Here is a 15,039-nt window from a genome sequence, read left to right as displayed (position 1 = left end):
CGATGACAGACGCAACGCCGATCAGCGAAACCCAGGCCTTCGCCATCGAGGAGCAGGTCCCGCCGCGACCCAGCGCGCGGCTGCGCTTCCTGATGGCGCCGCTGGAGGCCTTCGCGGCCCTGCTGCTGGTCGGGCTGATCGGCCTCGTCCTCGTCGCGGTGTTCTGGCGCTATGTCCTGTCGTCGCCGATCACGGCGGCCGACGAGATCGCGTCCTTCCTGTTCCTCTGGATCGTCATGCTCGGCGCGGTCATCGCCATCGACCGCGGCGAGCATCTGCGCCTGGCGCTGGTGATCAATGCGATCGGCCCGCGCGCCCGCTCGCTGCTGGAGACGACCGGCCTCGTCGTCATCGGGGCCTTCCTCGCCGCGCTGCTGCCCTCTGCCATCGAGCACTGGATCGACGAGTTCCCCGTGACCTCGCCGGCGCTCAACATCTCCACCGCCTGGCGCATCGCCGGCATCCCGATCGGCATCGGGCTGATGCTCTTCGTGCTGGCGGTGAAACTCTGGACCGAGGCGCCGCGCCGCGACCTCGTGACCGCGGTTGTGCTGGTGGCGGCCACCATCGGCCTGCTCTGGCTGCTCTCGCCGGTGCTCGCCGGACTCGGCAAGGCCAATATCCTGATCCTGCTGGTCGGCGTCATCGCGCTCTGCCTCGCCATGGGCGTGCCGATCGCCTTCTGCTTCGGCGCCGGCGCGATGGCCTTCCTCGTCTTCTCGACCAAGCTGCCGGTCACGGTGATCGTCGGACGCATGGACGAGGGCATGTCGAGCCTGATCCTGCTTTCGGTGCCGGTCTTCGTGCTGCTGGGCTGCATCCTCGATGCAACGGGCATGGGCAAGGCGATCGTCGATTTCCTCGCCTCGATGTTCGGCCATGTTCGGGCCGGCATGTCCTATGTCATGCTCGGTTCGCTCTATCTCGTCTCCGGCATCTCCGGCTCGAAAGTCTCGGATATGGCCACTGTGGCGCCGGCGCTGTTCCCGGAGATGAAGCGCCGCGGCAACAAGCCCGAGGAGATGGTCGCCCTGCTCGGGACGGGCGCGATCATGGCCGACACGGTGCCGCCCTCGATCGTGCTCATCGTCATCGGCTCCGTCGCTGGCATCTCGATCGCGGCGCTGTTTGCCAGCGGCTTCGTCGTCGCCTTCTTCCTGCTGCTGATTCTCGCCCTGGCCGCCCGCTGGAAGGCGCGGGGCGAGGCGCTGGAAGGGGTGCGCCGCGCCCCGCTCGCACTGATCGGCAAGGCGCTGGTGGTCGCCGCGCCCGCGCTTGTCCTGCCCTTCCTCGTCCGGGGCGCGGTGACGGAGGGCGTTGCGACGGCCACCGAAGTCTCCACCATCGCCGTGGTCTACGCCCTGATCGTGGGCATGATCCTCTATGGCGGGCTCAAGGCCGCGCAGATCTACCGCATGCTGATCGAGACCGCCGCCATGACCGGCGCGATCCTGATCATCCTCGGCACGGCCTCGGCCGCCGCCTGGGTGCTAACCCAGACCGGCTTCGCGCAATATCTCGCTGCGGTGATGAAGGGCCTTCCCGGCGGCTGGATCGTCTACATGGCGGTGACGATCGCGGTCTTCCTGACACTGGGCTGCCTGCTCGAGGGCCTGCCGGCGATCGTGCTGCTGGCGCCGCTGATGTTCCCGATCGCCAAGGATCTCGGCATCCACCCGGTGCATTACGCCATGGTGGTGGTGGTCTCGATGAATATCGGCCTGTTCACCCCGCCCATCGGCATCGGCCACTACATCGCCTGCTCGATCGGCAAGGTCGATCCCGACGCCGCGATGAAGACGGTCTGGTTCTATCTCGGGGCGCTGCTGCTCGGTCTGCTCGCCATCGCACTGGTCCCGGCGATCTCGATCGCTTTCATCTGAGGCATGCCGGGGCGGCCCTCGCGCCGCTCCGGCTCCCGCCTCAACCCTGCTGCCCGAGTAGGTCCTGCAGCAGCACGTTGCGGAAGGTGCGCGCGACGGTGACCGCGTAGAAGCGCTCGACGATGCCGGGCAACGAGGCCCCGATCGCGAGCAGCCCCTGCGCAAGTTCGTCCTGGATGACGATGGGTGGAAGCACGCCCAAGCCCACGCCCTCGCGCACCAGCAGGCGCATCATCGCCATGTCGTCGACCTCGGCGGCGATCTGCAGCGTGACGCCCGCGCGGTCGATCAGCGCGTCGATGTCGTCCCGCAGCCCCGTATGCAGCGGCGGCAGGATCACCGGATGCCGCGCGAGCAGGGTCTCGAAATCGCCCGTCTCCGCGACGAGGTCGCGCCGGCCGACCAGGCTCACCGGCTGCTCGGCGAGCTTGTGGGTGAGGAAGGCGCGTTCAGGGTCGGAGGCCGGCGGCTGGTTGGTCAGCACCGCATCGAGCTGATGGGCGGCCAGCGCGCGCAGCAGTTCCGGCGTCGCGCCCGACTTCAGCACGACCTCGACATCCGGACGCCCGAGGATCGGGCGCAGGAAGGCGAGCTGGAAATTGCGCGACAGCGTTGCCTGCGCACCGACGCGCAGCACATGCCGCGACAGGCCGCTTTCGCGCAGCGTGCCGAGCAGATCGTCCCCCGTGGCGAAGATGATGTCGGCATGATCGCGGGCGATCCGCCCGGCCTCGGTCAGCAACAGGCCCCGCCCGGCGCGCTCGAACAGACGGTGCCCGACCTGCTCCTCGAGCCGCTTGATCTGCACGGAGAGGGCCGACTGCGTCAGGTTGAGGCGCTGGGCCGCGCGGCCGAGATGCCCCTCCCGCGCGACCATCCAGAAATAGCGCAGATGATTGTAGTTCAGTCCGGACATCGTTCGATCATAGCGAACGGAACTGCGCAAACAATGAATTTTTAGCGCATCGGGGCCGGTGTTATTGCGGTGCGAGATCAACCAGCCCGTGAGCCCTGCCGTGCCCCATCTCGCGCTCCCGCTTCTCGCCCCGGCCATCCTCGCTGCGACGGCGCTGTTCCTGCTGCGCCGCGAGGCGCTCTCGGCGAAGGGGCAGGGGCTTCTGGCGGAGATCGCCGCAGCGCTGGCGCTGGTCGTGGCTCTCGTGGCGGCCGTGCAGCTCGCTGTGTCGGGCCCCGCCACGCTGACGCTGCTTGCCCCACGCGGCCTTGGCCTCTCGGCGCGCCTCGACATCGTCGGTGTGACCATGCTGCTGCTGATCACCTTCGTCGGCTGGGTCGTCCTGCGCTTCAGCCGCAGCTATCTCACCGGCGAACCGGGCCAGAGGCGCTTCACCGGCTGGATCTGCGCGACGCTCGCCGCCGCGATCCTGCTCGTCTGCGCCGGCAACCTGCTGCAGCTGCTCGCAGCATGGATCGCGACCAGCCTCTGCCTGCACCGGCTGCTGCTGTTCTACCCCGCGCGCCCGGCGGCGCAGCGGGCGGCGCGCAAGAAATTCGTCGTCGCCCGGCTGGCGGATACGGCTCTGCTGCTGGCCTGCCTCGTCCTGTTCGCGGGCTACGGCACCGGCGACATCGGCGCGATCATGGCGCAGGCGCGCAGTGGGCCAGTGCCCGCCGGGACGGGCTGGGCGGTCGCGCTGCTGGTGACGGCGGCCCTGCTGAAATCGGCGCAGTTCCCCGCCCATGGCTGGCTGGTCGAGGTGATGGAGGCGCCGACGCCGGTCTCGGCCCTGCTCCATGCCGGCATCATCAATGCCGGCGGCTTCCTGCTGATCCGCTTCGCCGACCTGCTGCTGACCACGCCGGGCGCACTGGCGGCGCTGGTGCTGATCGGTGGCTTCACCGCCTTGCTGGGTGGCCTGGTGATGCTGACCCAGTCGGCGATCAAGACGTCGCTCGCCTGGTCCACGGTGGCGCAGATGGGCTTCATGGTGCTGCAATGCGGGCTGGCGCTCTTCCCGCTGGCGCTGCTGCACATCGTCGCCCACTCCCTCTACAAGGCCCATGCCTTCCTCTCCTCGGGCTGGGCGGTGGAGCAGGTCGCGGCCACGCGTCGCCCGGGGCCGGTCGCGGTCGCCAGCATTCGCGTCGTGGCGCAGGCCTTCGCCTTTGCGCTGGCGCTCTACGCCCTGCTCGGGCTCGGCTTCGGCTTCGCCGACAAGTCGCCGCAGGCGATCGCTCTCGGCGCCATCCTCGTCTTCGGCGTCGCCTATCTGATCGCGCAGGGCCTCGCCGACGCCGCTCCACGCGCGCTCACCCTGCGGACATCGGCGGCGGCCATCGCCGCCTCGCTCTCCTACTTCCTGCTCCAGCGCTTCGCGCAGTGGCTGACCTCGGCGACTCTGCCGCCGATCCCGCCGCCCACCGCGCTGGAATGGGCGCTGATCGTGCTGACGCTGCTCTCCTTCGGCGGCGTCGCCTTCGCCCAGGCGCTGTTTCCGCACTGGGCCGGCCACCCCGCCCTGGCCGGGCTGCGCGTTCATCTCGCCAACGGCTTCTACGGCAACGCCATCTTCGACCGTCTCACCGGTGGCTGGGCGCAGCCCAGACCATCTCTCCCGACCAGCGAAAGGAGCCCGTCATGAACGCGCAGCCCGGACAGGACGCCCTGCAGGCAGCCCTGATGGCGCAGGCCGATCGCGCCGCCCGCATCATCCCGCCGCTCTGGCCCCTCTCGGCCTCCGTCGCGGTGAACCCCTTCCTCGGTCTCGCCGGGGAAACGCTGCCCGGTGCGGCGGCCCGCCTTGGCAGGGCCGGAGGAATCCCCGTCACCATGCCGCGCAGCTTCTACCGGGAGCGCTGGCGGGCGGGAGAGATCACGCCGGCTGATCTGGCCGCTGCCGTCGCCGACGATCCGGATGCGCCCGGTCTCGCGACGGTCGAGGCGGCCCTCGCAGAGGACCCGGCGCCTGTCGCCGCGATCCCGACCGTCGCCGCGCTCTGCGCCGACGCCACCGGCATCGACTGGCCTGGCTTTATCGCGGACCGGATCGGTGCATGGGCCTCGGGCCATTTCGATCTTGGCCAGGCGATGTGGCCCAAGACTATCGCGACCGGCGCCTATGAATCCTGGCGCGCCTTCGCGACGCAGGACCTTTCGCCCGAGATCGCGGGGCTGAAGGGCTTCTGTCTGCGCATCTCGCGGGAGCCGCTGGCGGCACCGGCAGCGATCCGGCGCGCAAGCCTTGCGCTCGGCCTGCCGCAGGCCGCGGCCGAGAGCTATTTCACCACGCTCCTGACCGGGCTCGGCGGCTGGGCGCAATATGCCCGCCAGCTGCACTGGCAGGCCGAGCGCGACGGCGGCACCGACCAGACCATCACCGACCTGCTCGCGATCGCGCTCGCCTTCGAGGCAGCCCTGCAGGCGCAGTTCGGGCGGCAGATCGCCGAGCCCTGGCGGCAGGCGATCGATGCCCATGCCGCACCGGTCGAGCCGAGCACCGACCAGATCATCGACGCGCTGCTGCAGGAGGCCTATGATCGCGCCGCGCAGCGCCGCTTCTTCGCGGCCTGGAGGCCGGCCGTCTCGCAAAAGGAGCCGGCCGCGCGCCCCTCGGTGCAGGCTGCCTTCTGCATCGACGTCCGCTCCGAGATCATCCGCCGCACACTGGAATCGCTTGATCCGGGCACGGAGACGCTGGGCTTCGCCGGCTTCTTCGGCATCGGCGTCTCGCATCGCCGGCTCGGTTCGGTGGGCGGCGAGGCGCGGCTGCCGGTCCTCCTAAAGCCCGGCGTTAGCTCCTTTACCTGCGACGTGCCCGGCGAGGCCGCGGAGGAGAAGCAGCGCATCGGTGCTCGCGCCAGGCGCGCCTGGGGCCGCTTCAAGCGCGCCGCGGTCTCCTCCTTCGCCTTCGTCGAGGCCAGCGGGCCGCTCTATCTCTGGAAGCTCTTCCACGACTCCGTCACGGCCGATCGCCGCCCGGACGGCGACCGGGCGGCGCCGCGGCTCGACGCTTCGCTCACGGCGGCGCAGCGCATCGAGATGGCGGCGACGATCCTGCGGGCGATGTCGCTGACCTCGCGCTTCGCCCGGCTGGTGCTGCTCGCCGGCCATGGCGCGCGGCTGGTCAATAACGCCCATGCCAGCGCCCTGCAATGCGGCGCCTGCGGCGGCTTCCCGGGCGACGTCAACGCCCGCCTGCTGGCCGGGCTGCTGAACGACGACGAGGTCCGGATCGGGCTCGCGGCGCAGGGGATCGACGTCCCGGCCGATACGCGCTTCGTCGCCGGGCTGCACGACACGGTCAGCGACGAGATCACGCTGTTCGACCGGGCGGCGCTGTCGCCCTCGCACGCTGCCGACCTCGCCAGGCTGGATTCGCTGCTGGCCTCGGCCGGACGGCTCGCCCGCACCGAGCGCGCTCTGCGCCTGCCAGGTGCTGCCGGCGAGGGCGACGTCGCCCGGCGTGGCCAGGACTGGGCGCAGGTGCGGCCGGAATGGGGGCTGGCCGGCTGCAAGGCCTTCATCGCCGCCCCGCGCCGGCACACGGCGGGGGCCTCCCTGGCCGGGCGCGCCTTCCTGCACAGCTATGACTGGCGCGCCGACAGCGGGTTCAAGGTGCTCGAGCTGATCCTGACGGCGCCCGTCGTCGTCGCGAGCTGGATCAGCCTGCAGTATTACGGCTCCGCCGTCGCCCCGGCGGCCTTCGGTGCCGGCAACAAGCTGCTGCACAACGTCGTCGGCGGGATCGGCGTCTTCGAGGGCAATGGCGGCGTGCTGCGCGGCGGCCTGCCCTGGCAGTCCGTCCATGACGGCGAGCGGCTGATGCACGAGCCGCTGCGCCTCTCCGTCGTCATCGCCGCCCCGCGCGAGGCGATCCTTGGCGTGCTCGAAAAGCACCCCAATCTGCGGGCGCTGTTCGATCAGGGCTGGCTCGCGCTCTTCGCGATGGACGATGCCGGGCAGGTCGCCGCCCGCTATCACGCCCGCGACGGCTGGGCCGATCTCGACCCGGCGCCCGGCCCGGCGGTCCTGGCCGCCTGATCCGCGCGGCGCGGCAACGCCGCGCCGGCAGGCCTGTCAGCCCGCAATACAGGCCGCCGCACTTGATCGCCTCACCGGTTGTCAGACAATCTGTCAATCAGTTGACAGGGCGCCGACGACTATGGGATGCCTGTCTCCGCTGATGCCCGCAGAAGGCAGATCGTGGAGGAAGAGATGATCAAGCTGTCGCCCACTCGCCGTGGCCTGATGCTCGGCGCCGCCGGTGCCATCGCCGCGCCCTATGTCGTCCGGGACGCTGTCGCCCAGGGCAAGGCCGTCAATGTCGGCGTCATTCTGCCGCTGTCGGGGGCCAACGCCCAGTTCGGGATCAATTCGCGTAACGGCATCGAACTGGTCGCTGACGAGATCAACGCCGCCGGCGGCATCAAGGCGCTCGGCGGGGCCCGCATCAATCTGGTCATCGCCGACTCGACCTCGACGCCGACCACCGCCGCCAATGTCGCCCAGCGCCTGCTGACCCAGAACGATGTCGTGGCGATCCTCGGCGCCTTCGCCTCGTCGCTGACCATCGCGATCTCGGAGGTCACCGAGCGTCGTGGCGTGCCGCTGCTGACCATGTCCTTCTCGGACCAGATCACCGGGCGCGGCTTCGAGAACATCTTCCAGGTCGTCGCCAAGGCCTCGGTGATCGGCAAGGCGCAGTTCGACGGCACGGCCGCCATCGCCGCGAGTGCCGGCCAGAAGCTCGAGCGCATCGCCATCATGTATGAGGACACGGCCTATGGCACCTCGCAGGCCGGCGGCCTGCGCGAGGGCGCCAAGGCGGCCGGCGTCCAGATCGTCATGGACGACGCCTATCCGCTGGGCATCACCGACGTCACGCCGCTGATCAACAAGCTGCGCGCCTCGGGTGCCCAGGCGGTGTTCCCGGTCTCCTATCTCAATGATTCCCTGCAGATCATCCGCGCGATGCGCCAGCAGCGCATCACCATCCCCGCCATCGGCGGCGCCGCCGGCTACGTCATCCCCGATTTCGAGAAGGGGCTGGGCGAATTCGCCGAGGGCGTCCTCTCGATCTCGCCGGCCAATTACGACCTTGCGCCGGAGCTGACCGAGCGGTTCCGCAAGCGTTTCGGCTACTTCATGGTCCATGAAGCGCTGGAGCACGCCGTCTGCATGGACGTGCTGGCCCAGGCGATGGAGAAGGCCAAGTCGGCCAAGCCCGAGGATTTGCGCAAGGCCCTGCAGGGCGCCCGCTTCGAGGGCGGCTGGAACAAGGCCATGACGGGCGGCGCCGTCCAGTTCGACAAGACTGGCCTCAACACGCTCTCCGTCCCCGTCATGGTCCAGTGGCGCAACAAGGAGCTCGTCACCGTCTGGCCCGCCGACGTCGCCAAGGCAAAGGCTGTCTGGGGCGGCTGAGCCGAAAGGCGGTCGGGCCGGGCAGGGGAGAGAGACGGCTATGGCGGTGGTTCAGGCCATCCTGGACGGCTTGATGATCGGCGGTGTCTACGCCGTCATCTCGATCGGCCTGACGCTGGTCTTCGGCGTGATGGGCATCGTGAACTTCGCGCAGGCGGAGTTCCTGATGCTCGGCATGTTCGTGGCGTACTATGCCTGGGCCTGGCTCGGGCTCGATCCGCTGCTGGCGGCACCGCTCGCCTTCGCCGTGGTGTTCGTGCTCGGCGCCGCGATCCAGCGCGTGCTGATCAAGCGCGTGCTTAAGGCACCCGAGGTGGCGCAGATCTTCCTCACCGTCGGCCTGCTGATCGTGCTGGAGAACGCCGCGCTCCTCATGTTCGGATCGGGCTTCCGCTCGGTCTCGACGCCCTACCAGACCTCGTCGCTGCAACTCGGGCCGCTTTTCATCTCGGTGCCCTATCTCGCCGCCTTCGCCATGTCGGTGGCCTCGGGGCTGGCGCTCTGGCTCTTCCTGAAGTCGAGCTGGTTTGGCCGCGCCATGCGCGCCACGGCGCAGGATCCGATGGCCGCGCGGCTGATGGGCATCGACGCCGACCGCATGCACATGCTCGCCTTCGCGCTTGGCGTCGGGCTCACCGCTTTCGGCGGGGCGGTGATCCTGCCCTATCTGACGGCCTCGCCCACGGTCGGCACGCAATTCGCCGTGCTGATGTTCACCGTGGTGGTGCTGGGCGGGCTGGGCTCGGTCGCGGGCGCGGTGGTCGGCGGTCTCGCCGTCGGCATCATCCAGTCGCTCTCGGCGCTGGTCTTCCCGATCCAGCTGCAGAACCTCGTCCTCTTCGTCGTCTTCATCGCGGTGCTGGCCTTCCGGCCGAAGGGCCTGCTGGGGGCGGCCCGATGAACGCGCCGTCCGTTCGGCAGGCGGCCGGCCTCGCGCTGCTGGCGGCACTCGCCATCGCCCTGCCTTTCGCCTTCGAGCCGCGCGGCTACGGCATCCGCATCCTCTGCCTGGCGCTGCTTTTCGCCGCCATGGCGCAGGCCTGGAACATCGTCGCCGGCCTCGCCAACCAGATTTCGCTCGGCCACGCCGCCTTCTTCGGCATCGGCGCCTACACCTCGACGCTGCTTTTGATCCATTTCGGCATGACGCCTTGGCTCGGCATGGTCGCGGCGGCGGTGCTGGGCGGGCTTGCCGCCCTGCTGATCAGCCTGCCGACGATGCGGCTGCGCGGTCACTACTTCGCCCTGGCGACGCTCGCCTTTGGCGAGGTGATGCGCGTCGTCGCCAACAGCTGGGGCGGTCTGACCGGCGGGCCCGTCGGCATCTCCATCCCCTTCGCCAAGCCGAGCCCTCGGCCTGATGCAGTTTGCCGATACGCGCGCCTCCTACTGGCTGATGCTGGGGGCGCTCGTCGTGGTGACGCTGATCTTCATCGCGATCAAGCGCAGCCGCCTCGGCTATCGCCTGCGGGCGATCAAGGAGAATGCCGACGCGGCCGAGGTCATCGGCGTCGACACCACCCGCACCAAGATCGTCGCGGCGGTGATCTCGGGCGCGCTGACAGCGGCGCTCGGCACGCTCTACGCCCAGTTCCAGTTCTTTTTCGATCCCGACACCGTCTTCGGCGTCGCCTCGATCTCGGTGCGGATGGCGATGATCGCCATCGTCGGTGGCATCGGCACGGCGGCGGGCCCGATCCTCGGCGCCTTCTTCGTCATCCCGCTGGAGGAGATCGCCAATCAGGTCTTCTCCGCCCAGGCGGCCGGGCTGTCGCAACTGGTCTTTGGTGTGCTGCTGATCCTCGTCATCCTGGTCGAGCCGCGCGGCTTCATGGCGATCGGCCCGCGGATCCGGCGCCTGCTGCGCCGGGAGGAACGCTGATGGTCGCCCCTCTGCTCCAGGTCACCGGGCTCGGCAAGCGCTTCGGCGGGCTGCAGGCCTTGTCGGATGTGTCGCTGTCCGTGGCGCCGGGCGAGATCCTCGGGCTGATCGGCCCCAATGGCGCCGGCAAGACGACGCTGTTCTCGACGCTGGTCGGCCTGCACCGGCCCGATTCCGGCACGATCCGGCTCGACGGTTGTGACCTCGTCGGCCTCAAGCCGCACAAGATCGCCGCGGCGGGCATGGTCAAGACCTTCCAGAACGTCGCGCTCTTCCTCGACTCGACGGTCCTCGACAATGTCCTGACCGGCGGGCTGATGCGCCATGCGATTCCCGAGGCCCGCGAACTGGCCAGGCGCTGCCTCGAGCGGGTCGGCATCGGCGCGATCGCCGGCAAGCTCGCGCGCGATCTCTCCTTTCCGGAGCGGGCCCGCGTCGAGGTGGCGCGCGCGCTCTGCACCGAGCCGCGGGTCCTGCTGCTCGACGAGGCGATGGCGGCGCTCAACCATGCCGAGATGGACGCCTTCATGGCGCTGCTGCGCCAGCTGCGCGCGGAGGGGCTGACGCTGGTCGTGGTCGAGCACCACATGCGCGCGATCATGGCGCTCTGCGACCGGCTGGTCGTGCTGAATTTCGGCCAGAGGATCGCCACCGGCACGCCGGCCGAGATCGCGCGCGATCCGGCCGTGATCGAAGCCTATCTCGGCCGGTCGGCGGCGTGAGGAGGGTGCGATGACGAGCCAGTCTCCGCTTCTTTCGATCGCCGGGCTGAACGCCGGCTATGGCGGCCTCGACGTGCTCCACGATGTCTCGATCGCGGTCGGCGCGGGCGAGTTCGTCTGCGTGATCGGCGCCAACACGGCGGGCAAGAGCACGCTGCTGCGTACGATCTCGGGGCTCGTCTCCGCTCGCGGCAGCATCCGCTTCGACGGCACCGAACTCGTCGGCCGGCCCTCCCATGCAATCCCGGCGCTCGGCATCGCGCATGTGCCGGAAGGTCGCCATGTCTTCCCCGAGATGACGGTCGAGGAGAACGTCATGCTCGGCGCCTATGCGGTGCGCTCCGCCAGCGATCTCGCGGTGCGGCGCGACCGGGTGCTAACGATGTTTCCCCGGCTGCGCGAGCGGCTCGGACAGCTCGCCGGCACGCTCTCGGGCGGCGAGCAGCAGATGGTCGCGATCGGGCGGGCGCTGATGCTCCAGCCGCGGCTGCTTCTGCTCGACGAGCCGAGCCACGGCCTCGCGCCGAAGATCGTCGACGAACTCCACGACACCTTCCTGGCCGTCAGCAGGACGGGCACATCCATCCTGCTGGTCGAGCAGAACACCACGCTGGCGCTCTCCGTCGCCGGGCGTGGCTATGTGCTGGAGAGCGGCCGGGTCGTGCTGTCGGGTACGAGCGCGGAACTCTCCGGAAACGACGCCGTCCGAAGCGCCTATCTCGGGCTCTGAGGACCACCGAACACCACCACGAAAGGGATCAAGGCCGATGTCGCACAGTGATCAGTTCAACAAGGGCCTCGAAGTCCGCCGCAAGGTGCTCGGCACCGACTATGTCGATGGCAGCCTCGCCAAGGCCGACGACTTCATGATGGCCTTCCAGAACATCACCACCGAATGGTGCTGGGGCTATGCCTGGACGCGGCCGGGCCTCGAGCACAAGACGCGCTCGATGCTGAACCTCGCCATGCTGACCGCGCTCGGCAAGCCGGCCGAGCTCAAGCTCCACGTCAAGGGCGCGCTCGCCAATGGCGTCACCGTCGACGAGATCAAGGAAATCCTGCTCCACGCGACCGTCTATTGCGGCATCCCGGCCGGCCTCGACGCCTTCAAGGCGGCCCATGAGGTGCTGAAGGCCGAGGGAGCCGTTCCGGCCGACAAGTGAGACCGGCCATGGCCGGCTGGGAGGTCTTCGCCCTGCGCTATGCCGTGCATGAACGCCGGGCCTTCGAGAACTTCATCCGTGCGCCCGATCCGCACGACGCGCCCATGCCGATGGACTATTTCGTCTGGGTCGTGCGGCGCGGCGAGCGGGTCGTCGTGGTCGACACGGGCTTCACCCCCGAAGGTGGGGCCCGGCGAGGGCGCACGCTGATCAGACCGGTGGAGGTCGCGCTGCGTCAGCTCGGCGTCGCGCCGGAGACGGTGGAGGACGTGGTGATCACGCATCTCCACTATGACCATGCCGGCAATCTCGATCTCTTCCCGAAGGCCCGCTTCCATTTGCAGGACGCGGAGATAGGCTTCGCGACCGGCCGGCACATGTGCCAGGCCTGCATCCGCTACCCCTTCGACGTCGAGGATGTCGTGAGGATGGTGCGCGCGGTCTATGCCGAGCGCGTCGTCTTCCATGACGGCAATGCGGAACTCGACGAGGGCCTGAGTCTGCACAAGGTCGGCGGCCACAGCGCGGGCCTGCAGATGGTCCGCGTCGAGACCGCCCGTGGGCCGCTCGTGCTCGCCAGCGATGCCGCGCATTTCATGGCCAATATCGAGCGGCAGAACCCGTTTCCGATCTTCTTCGATCTCGGCGCGCTGGCGCAGGGCTGGCGCGCCGCGCGCCGCCTCGCCGGAGCGGAGGAGCGCATCATCGCCGGTCACGATCCACTGGTGCGGGAGCTCTACCCCGCCGTCGAGGGCTCGGGGGGCGAAACGGTCGCGCTCCACCTGCCGCCGCTGCGCTAGTCAGCGCGGCCCTCCGACATGGGCCAGCGCCGCCAGCAGATGCGGGCGGAACAGGTCCGCGTCCTCGCACATCGGGAAATGGCCGAGCCCCTCCATGACGCGCAGATCGGCGCCCGGAATGAGCGAGGCGAGCTTCGCGCCGTCCTCCGGCGTCGCCGAATAGTCATAGGTGCCGCAGAGCAGGGACACCGGCGTGCGCGCGGCATCGATGCGCGGCGCTACCTCCGCGCCGTCGAACTCGTCGGAATAGAAGGCGAGGTCGCCGGCATAGATCTCGGGCGCTCCTTGAGAATAGATCCAGGCGGCCCGGCGGCGGCTGTCGATCGGGCTCGTCGGGCTCATCAGCCCGCGGACGAAGGCGGCGTTGTGCAGCCCGGCATGGACGCCGACATGGTGCTGGTACGGGTTGCGTCGCCCCTTCGAGCGGAAGGGGGGCTCGATCGCGATGACGCCGGCGACGAGATCGGGCCGCTCCGCCGCCAGCAGCAGAGCGAGCGCCGCACCCATCGAGCCGCCGGCCACGATCGCTTTCTCGCCGATGACCTGCTCGATGATGGCTGCGCACCAGCCGAGATAGCGCGCCCCCGAGAGCCGGTACGGCTCGCCCAGCCAGCCCTCCGGTGGCATCGAGCGGCCATGGAAGGGCATGTCCGGCGCGATCAGGCGCCAGTTGGTGGCAAGAGCGACATCGGCGAGTTGTCCGTGGAACTGGCGGGAATCGGCGCCGGCCGTGTGAAGGAACAGCACCGGCCGCCCGCTTCCGGCGCTCTCGACATAGATCTCGGCTGCGCCCTCCGGCAGGGCGACCCGGTGATAACGCCCTTCGATCTGGCTCATTCGCCGGGCGACGGAGGGCGCCGGAGCGGCGGGCGACAGCACGACCAGCTCGATCAGCCGCTCGATCACGGCCCGCGCCTGCGCGATCACGAGCGGGTCGCCGGAGAGGGTGAAGGCGGGATTAGCGATCGCCAGCGCCGTGAAGGCCTGGAAGCGCGGCGGCGGCGGCAGGGTCAGGAACCTTGCCCAGTCCGCGTCTGCCGCCGACAGCACGATGTCGGGCGCCGCCGTGCCCTCGAAGACCACGACGCCGTCATCGAGCCGCAGCAGGATATCGTCGCCCGCGCCTTCGATCTGCAGCACCGCGACGAGGCCGGAGCCGAACCGGCGCAGTTCGGCGTCGCGGGCCGCCGCGGCGATGCGCGCCCGCAGGCCCATCAGCCGCGCGAGCCGGCGGCGAGCGCCTGGAGATGGCGGTGAATCTCGGTGTGGTCGGCCTGCGCGCCGAGCCCGCCCTTGGCCGCCTCCCACAGCGCGGCCACCGACTGGATCTGCGGCAGCGGAAGCTCGAGATGATCGGCGAGATCGGCGGCGATGCGCAGATCCTTGGCCATCAGCGCGAGCGAGAAGCCCGAGTTGAAGGCCTCCGAGATGACGAAGGGCTTCATCTTCACCTCGGTCGAGTTGTTGCGGCCCGTCGAGGCGTTGAGCACGTCGACGATGGTCTCCGGTGCGAGGCCAAAGCGCCCGCCGACCAGAAGAGCTTCGCAGGCCGCGACCAGCCCCGCCGCGGAGACGTAATTGTTCAACGCCTTCATCGCATGGCCGGAGCCGATCGGCCCCGTCGCGAAGATCGACTTGCCCATCGCCGCCAGCACGGGCCGGGCGCGTTCGACCGCCTCGGCCGCTCCGCCCGCCATAATCGCGAGCGAGCCGTCGATGGCCCGCTTCACGCCGCCCGAGACGGGCGCGTCGATCAAGTGCAGGCCCAGCGGCGCGAGATCCGCCGCGAGGCCCACCGTATCGGTGGGCGCCGAGGAGCTCATGTCGATGACGAGCGCACCGTTGGCCAATGCATGTGCGGCGCCCGAGGCGAGCAGCACATCGCGCACGATGCGGCCATTGGGAAGCATGGTGATCAGGATGTCGGCGCCTTCAGCAGCTTCCCTCGCATCGGCGAAGGCCGTACCGCCCGCCTCGACGAGCGCCTGCCGGGGCGCCTCGGCCGGGTCCGCGCCGCGCACGGCAAAGCCCGCCGCGATCAGCCGCCGTGCCATCGGCAGGCCCATCTGGCCGAGGCCGATGAAGGCGATGGGGGCAGGGGCGCTGGCGCTGTCAGGCATGGAACGATCCTCCGGCGTCGCGCCAAGGGCGGCGCGGCGTCGCGCGGATTTCTGGGCGCTATCAGACAATCTGTCAATTCGCGG

13 protein-coding genes and 1 pseudogene are annotated in these 15,039 nt (G+C 69.6%); 11 read left to right on the top strand and 3 right to left on the bottom strand.

Annotated elements, in window-relative coordinates:
* Positions 1-2: 2 nt before the first annotated feature.
* Positions 3-1,883: a TRAP transporter large permease gene (locus ABIE41_RS20750; RefSeq protein ID WP_192642127.1), complete on the top strand. Its 1,881-nt coding sequence runs from the start codon at positions 3-5 to the stop codon at positions 1,881-1,883.
* Positions 1,884-1,923: 40 nt separating this feature from the next.
* On the opposite strand, the gene ABIE41_RS20745 is transcribed toward ABIE41_RS20750, so the two are convergent.
* Positions 1,924-2,799: a LysR family transcriptional regulator gene (locus ABIE41_RS20745; protein ID WP_192642126.1), complete on the bottom strand. Its 876-nt coding sequence runs from the start codon at positions 2,797-2,799 to the stop codon at positions 1,924-1,926.
* Between the two features lie 88 nt (positions 2,800-2,887).
* Here ABIE41_RS20745 and ABIE41_RS20740 point away from each other — a divergent pair, with 88 nt between their 5' ends.
* The 10 genes and pseudogenes from ABIE41_RS20740 to ABIE41_RS20695 all read left to right on the top strand — a co-directional run bounded on the left by ABIE41_RS20740 (position 2,888) and on the right by ABIE41_RS20695 (position 12,835).
* The gene (locus ABIE41_RS20740) at positions 2,888-4,486 is read left to right on the top strand and encodes an NADH-quinone oxidoreductase subunit L (RefSeq protein ID WP_465247096.1); all 1,599 of its coding nucleotides are present in this window, start codon (positions 2,888-2,890) and stop codon (positions 4,484-4,486) included.
* Positions 4,483-6,885, top strand: a complete 2,403-nt coding sequence (locus ABIE41_RS20735; protein ID WP_192642125.1) for a YbcC family protein — start codon at positions 4,483-4,485, stop codon at positions 6,883-6,885. Before ABIE41_RS20740 ends, ABIE41_RS20735 begins: the two co-directional genes overlap by 4 nt.
* A gap of 174 nt (positions 6,886-7,059) precedes the next feature.
* A complete protein-coding gene (locus tag ABIE41_RS20730; protein ID WP_192642124.1) occupies positions 7,060-8,268 on the top strand; it encodes an ABC transporter substrate-binding protein in 1,209 nt (402 codons plus the stop codon).
* Positions 8,269-8,308: 40 nt separating this feature from the next.
* Positions 8,309-9,169, top strand: a complete 861-nt coding sequence (locus tag ABIE41_RS20725) for a branched-chain amino acid ABC transporter permease (RefSeq protein ID WP_192642123.1) — start codon at positions 8,309-8,311, stop codon at positions 9,167-9,169.
* Positions 9,166-9,540: pseudogene (locus tag ABIE41_RS20720) on the top strand (ABC transporter permease subunit); the annotation flags it as partial. The gene ABIE41_RS20725 and the pseudogene ABIE41_RS20720, both read left to right, overlap by 4 nt.
* An 88-nt stretch (positions 9,541-9,628) precedes the next feature.
* Positions 9,629-10,150, top strand: coding sequence for a branched-chain amino acid ABC transporter permease (locus ABIE41_RS20715; protein WP_354192991.1), 522 nt, complete (start codon positions 9,629-9,631; stop codon positions 10,148-10,150).
* Positions 10,150-10,872 (top strand): ABC transporter ATP-binding protein, encoded by a 723-nt coding sequence (locus ABIE41_RS20710; RefSeq protein ID WP_192642121.1) that lies wholly within the window; start codon positions 10,150-10,152, stop codon positions 10,870-10,872. The genes ABIE41_RS20715 and ABIE41_RS20710 overlap by 1 nt, the downstream gene beginning before the upstream one ends.
* A gap of 10 nt (positions 10,873-10,882) precedes the next feature.
* Entirely contained in the window at positions 10,883-11,602 is a 720-nt protein-coding gene (locus ABIE41_RS20705; protein ID WP_192642120.1) for an ABC transporter ATP-binding protein, read from the top strand.
* Positions 11,603-11,639: 37 nt separating this feature from the next.
* A complete protein-coding gene (locus tag ABIE41_RS20700; protein WP_192642119.1) occupies positions 11,640-12,035 on the top strand; it encodes a carboxymuconolactone decarboxylase family protein in 396 nt (131 codons plus the stop codon).
* Positions 12,036-12,043: 8 nt separating this feature from the next.
* Positions 12,044-12,835 carry an N-acyl homoserine lactonase family protein gene (locus ABIE41_RS20695; RefSeq protein WP_192642118.1) on the top strand — a complete coding sequence of 264 codons (792 nt, stop codon included), beginning with the start codon at positions 12,044-12,046 and terminating at the stop codon, positions 12,833-12,835.
* Here ABIE41_RS20695 and ABIE41_RS20690 read toward each other — a convergent pair whose 3' ends face one another.
* Together ABIE41_RS20690 and ABIE41_RS20685 are read right to left on the bottom strand one after the other, a co-directional pair.
* The gene (locus tag ABIE41_RS20690; protein WP_192642117.1) at positions 12,836-14,050 is read right to left on the bottom strand and encodes an alpha/beta fold hydrolase; all 1,215 of its coding nucleotides are present in this window, start codon (positions 14,048-14,050) and stop codon (positions 12,836-12,838) included.
* Positions 14,050-14,955, bottom strand: coding sequence for an NAD(P)-dependent oxidoreductase (locus ABIE41_RS20685; RefSeq protein WP_192642116.1), 906 nt, complete (start codon positions 14,953-14,955; stop codon positions 14,050-14,052). Before ABIE41_RS20685 ends, ABIE41_RS20690 begins: the two co-directional genes overlap by 1 nt.
* Between the last annotated feature and the right edge of the window lie 84 nt (positions 14,956-15,039).

The sequence above is a fragment of the Bosea sp. OAE506 genome, from assembly GCF_040546595.1.
In the GTDB taxonomy this organism is placed as follows: Bacteria; Pseudomonadota; Alphaproteobacteria; order Rhizobiales; family Beijerinckiaceae; genus Allobosea.
Note: the sequence above shows the minus strand (reverse complement) of the source record. Positions and strands in the feature narration are given on the sequence as shown.

What these genes read in the sequence shown, in the direction of transcription:
- ABIE41_RS20750 (WP_192642127.1), top strand. Translation starts at nt 3, where the DNA reads ATGACAGACGCAACGCCGATCAGCGAAACCCAGGCCTTCGCCATCGAG.
- ABIE41_RS20745 (WP_192642126.1), bottom strand. Translation starts at nt 2,799, where the DNA reads ATGTCCGGACTGAACTACAATCATCTGCGCTATTTCTGGATGGTCGCG.
- ABIE41_RS20735 (WP_192642125.1), top strand. Translation starts at nt 4,483, where the DNA reads ATGAACGCGCAGCCCGGACAGGACGCCCTGCAGGCAGCCCTGATGGCG.
- ABIE41_RS20730 (WP_192642124.1), top strand. Translation starts at nt 7,060, where the DNA reads ATGATCAAGCTGTCGCCCACTCGCCGTGGCCTGATGCTCGGCGCCGCC.
- ABIE41_RS20725 (WP_192642123.1), top strand. Translation starts at nt 8,309, where the DNA reads ATGGCGGTGGTTCAGGCCATCCTGGACGGCTTGATGATCGGCGGTGTC.
- ABIE41_RS20715 (WP_354192991.1), top strand. Translation starts at nt 9,629, where the DNA reads ATGCAGTTTGCCGATACGCGCGCCTCCTACTGGCTGATGCTGGGGGCG.
- ABIE41_RS20710 (WP_192642121.1), top strand. Translation starts at nt 10,150, where the DNA reads ATGGTCGCCCCTCTGCTCCAGGTCACCGGGCTCGGCAAGCGCTTCGGC.
- ABIE41_RS20705 (WP_192642120.1), top strand. Translation starts at nt 10,883, where the DNA reads ATGACGAGCCAGTCTCCGCTTCTTTCGATCGCCGGGCTGAACGCCGGC.
- ABIE41_RS20700 (WP_192642119.1), top strand. Translation starts at nt 11,640, where the DNA reads ATGTCGCACAGTGATCAGTTCAACAAGGGCCTCGAAGTCCGCCGCAAG.
- ABIE41_RS20695 (WP_192642118.1), top strand. Translation starts at nt 12,044, where the DNA reads ATGGCCGGCTGGGAGGTCTTCGCCCTGCGCTATGCCGTGCATGAACGC.
- ABIE41_RS20690 (WP_192642117.1), bottom strand. Translation starts at nt 14,050, where the DNA reads ATGGGCCTGCGGGCGCGCATCGCCGCGGCGGCCCGCGACGCCGAACTG.
- ABIE41_RS20685 (WP_192642116.1), bottom strand. Translation starts at nt 14,955, where the DNA reads ATGCCTGACAGCGCCAGCGCCCCTGCCCCCATCGCCTTCATCGGCCTC.